This window comes from Methylosinus sp. R-45379, from assembly GCF_001644125.1.
GTDB lineage: Bacteria > Pseudomonadota > Alphaproteobacteria > Rhizobiales > Beijerinckiaceae > Methylosinus.
In genome coordinates this window covers 1-2,846 of record NZ_LUUM01000006.1, presented here as the reverse complement: position 1 = coordinate 2,846, position 2,846 = coordinate 1, and the positions used below count along the sequence as shown (strand labels likewise).

Annotated in this window: 4 protein-coding genes; 1 reads left to right on the top strand and 3 read right to left on the bottom strand. The window is 67.2% G+C overall.

Annotated elements, in window-relative coordinates; all coding sequences use genetic code 11:
- Nucleotides 1-244: 244 nt before the first annotated feature.
- A complete protein-coding gene (locus tag A1351_RS01120) occupies nt 245-451 on the bottom strand; it encodes a hypothetical protein (RefSeq protein WP_024880022.1) in 207 nt (68 codons plus the stop codon).
- Nucleotides 452-618: 167 nt separating this feature from the next.
- Here A1351_RS01120 and A1351_RS01115 point away from each other — a divergent pair, with 167 nt between their 5' ends.
- Complete coding sequence (locus A1351_RS01115; RefSeq protein ID WP_024880021.1) at nt 619-1,395, top strand: DUF1499 domain-containing protein; 777 nt, start codon at nt 619-621, stop codon at nt 1,393-1,395.
- Nucleotides 1,396-1,462: 67 nt separating this feature from the next.
- On the opposite strand, the gene A1351_RS01110 is transcribed toward A1351_RS01115, so the two are convergent.
- On the bottom strand, nt 1,463-2,374 hold the full coding sequence (locus A1351_RS01110; RefSeq protein WP_064031941.1) for an MBL fold metallo-hydrolase: 912 nt from the start codon (nt 2,372-2,374) through the stop codon (nt 1,463-1,465).
- Nucleotides 2,371-2,846: OB-fold nucleic acid binding domain-containing protein (locus A1351_RS01105; protein WP_245291549.1), on the bottom strand; the 476-nt coding region annotated here is incomplete at its 5' end. The genes A1351_RS01110 and A1351_RS01105, both read right to left, overlap by 4 nt.

Here is a 2,846-nt window from a genome sequence, read left to right as displayed (position 1 = left end):
TCCGCGAAGGCGGCCGCACGGTTGGAGCAGGCGTGGTCGCTTCGATCATCGAGTGATCGGAGCGAGCACGCCGTCGCGACAACCGCATTAGGTTTGCACGAGCGCGAAGCGCTCGTGCTCGGCGCCGGCGTCGTCGCCTCGATCATCGAATAAGAAAGCGAGCCTTTCGGGCTCGCTTCGAAAAAAGGGACTGCGAGCCGAATGGCTCGCGGTCCCAAGTCGGGGAGAAGAGAGTTGTGGACCGTCAGGCCGCGAGCTGCTCCTCGAGGAGGATTGCCGGCAGGCGCGCGTCCTCGGAGGCCTCAGTCTCGTCATGGCTCGGATGCGCCATCACCTCGAGCGCCGCGGCGACGGCCGAAATGCCGATCTCGCGATAGAGGCGGGTGAGCAGATCATGCGGACGGTCGGCGGATTGCGCTTCGCTGAAATCGGTGGCGACGAGCTTCGACATGGCGGCTACTCTCTACTGAACGGTTGCGGGGCGCTCGAGGAATGCGTGCATTTGATTTAAAGTCTCCCTTACCCCGGTAAACTATTCGTAAAATCGCGGAGCCCGCCGCGCGACTTCCACATGCCCCTGTGGATGAGCCGCGCCGCGATCGATGCTATGATCGCCTCATGCTGCGCCATATCCCCGAAGAGCCCGTCTCCAACGCCGCGGTCTGGTGCCGGCGGCTCGCTGTTTTCTCTCTGCCGGTGGCGGCGATCGCCGTGATCCTCGCGCGCGCCAATGCGGTGGAGCCGCAGGCCTCGCTCGCCGTGCTCGGCGGCGCGATCGTGGTGGCGCTCGTCGCGCTGCTGCTGTTTCTCGCCGCCTGCGTCGTCATCTGGCAGGAGGGCCGGCGCGGGCTGGGCGAGGCGCTCGGCGGCGCCTTTCTCGCCGCCGTGACGCTCGGCTATCCGGCCTATCTCGCCGTCCAGGCCGTACGCCTGCCGGTGCTCTCGGACGTCTCGACCGACACGGCCGATCCGCCGCGCTTCTCCACCTCGCGGGCGGCCGTCGCGGCGCGCGCCGGCTTCACGCCCGCTGGCTTCGACGCCGACACTGCGGAGCGGCAGAGGGACGGCTATCCGGACATAGAGCCGATCGTCGTCGATCTCGAACCGGACGAGGCCTATCAGCTGGTGCTGGAGACGGCGCAGAGCCGCGGCTGGCGCGTCATCGACCAGCGTCCGCCGGGCGGCCGTTCCGGCATCGGCCATCTCGATTTTCTCGACCGCACATTGGTGATGGGCTTTGCCGACGATATCGCCGTGCGGCTGCGCCCGCTCGCCGGCCAGACGCGCATAGACGTGCGCTCCGCCTCCCGTTACGGGCGCCATGATTTCGGCGCCAACGCAAAGCGCATCCGCCAATTCGCCGAGGAGCTGCAGGCGGGGTTGAACGAGAAGTGAGGGAGTAGGGAGTTTGTAGCGAATAGCGAGTAGAACTGGGACGCCGCTATTCGCTATTCGCTACTCCCTATTCGCTCACTCTGAAATACCGCGTCTCCAATGTCGCCGGCCCGTCGGAGCGGACGAGTCCGCGCTCGATCAAATCTTCGAGATGGGCGAAGACGGAGAGCGCCGCCGCCCTCTGCAAGCTCGAGTCGAAGCCCTCGTAAATGCGCGCGACCATGGCGGCGATCGTCTCGTCGCCGGCCTCGAGCCGCTCGAGGATGGCCGCCTCGCGTTGCCGGCGATGGTGGAGCAGGGCGCGAAGATAGCGTTGCGGCTCCTTCACCGGGCCGCCATGGGCGGGCCAATAGAGGCGATCGTCGCGCCCGCGCAGCTTTTCCAGCGATGCGAAATATTCGCCCATGGAGCCGTCCGGCGGCGCGATGACGGTCGTCGCCCAGGCCATCACATGATCGCCGGTGAAGAGCGTCGCTTCCTCGGCCAGCGCGAAGCAGAGATGGTTGGTCGTATGGCCGGGCGTCGCTACGGCCTCGATGGTGAGGCCGCCGAAGCTCAGCCTATCGCCATCGGCGAAGGAGATGTCAGGCGCGTAGCTTTTGTCATGCGAGGCGTCGAGGCCGGGGCCAGTGACCGAAAGATCGGGCGGCGGCGCATAAGGCGCGCAGCCGGCGATGGTCGCGCCGGTCTTCTCCGCCAGAACGCGCGCCGCCGGGGAGTGGTCGCGATGCGTATGGGTGACGAGCAGATAGCGCAGCGTTGCGCCAGCAATGGCGGCGAGCAGCGCCTCTATATGGGAGGCGTCCGCCGGGCCGGGGTCGATGATCGCGACCTCGCCTTCCCCGATGATGTAGCTGCATGTGCCCGTATAGGTGAAGGCGCCGGGATTGGGCGCGACGATGCGGCGCGTCAGCCGCGAAACGCGTTGCAGCGCGCCCGGCGGAGAGTCGAAGGTGGTGAGGAAGTCGTCTCGGGTCATTGAAAATTGCGTCCCTTCGGGATTGCCTCGCGCGCCTTGGCCTCGCTTGCGTTTGCGCCGCGCGATTGCTCGAGCAGGCGCAGATCGGCCGTCAGATCCTCGATCTTCTGCGCGATCACATGGACGACGCCGGATTCATTCTGCACGCGCCCCGTGACCGCCACCAGCCGCGCGCCGATGACCTCGGGACGCTGGCGCTCGAATAGTTTCGGCCAGACGACGATATTGGCGATTCCCGTCTCGTCCTCGATCGTCATGAAGATCACGCCGCTCGCCGAGCCCGGCCGTTGCCGCACCAGCACGAGGCCGGCGACTGTCACGCGGGCGCCCTCGCGCGCGCCTTGGCCCGTTGCCCCCTCCCTCACCCTCCCCCGCTGCGCGGGAGAGGGGAGCGGCCGGCGTTGCGCGAAATCTCGATGAAGTGTGGAGCCTGCTCCCTCTCCCGCTTGCGGGGGAGGGTTGGGGAGGGGGC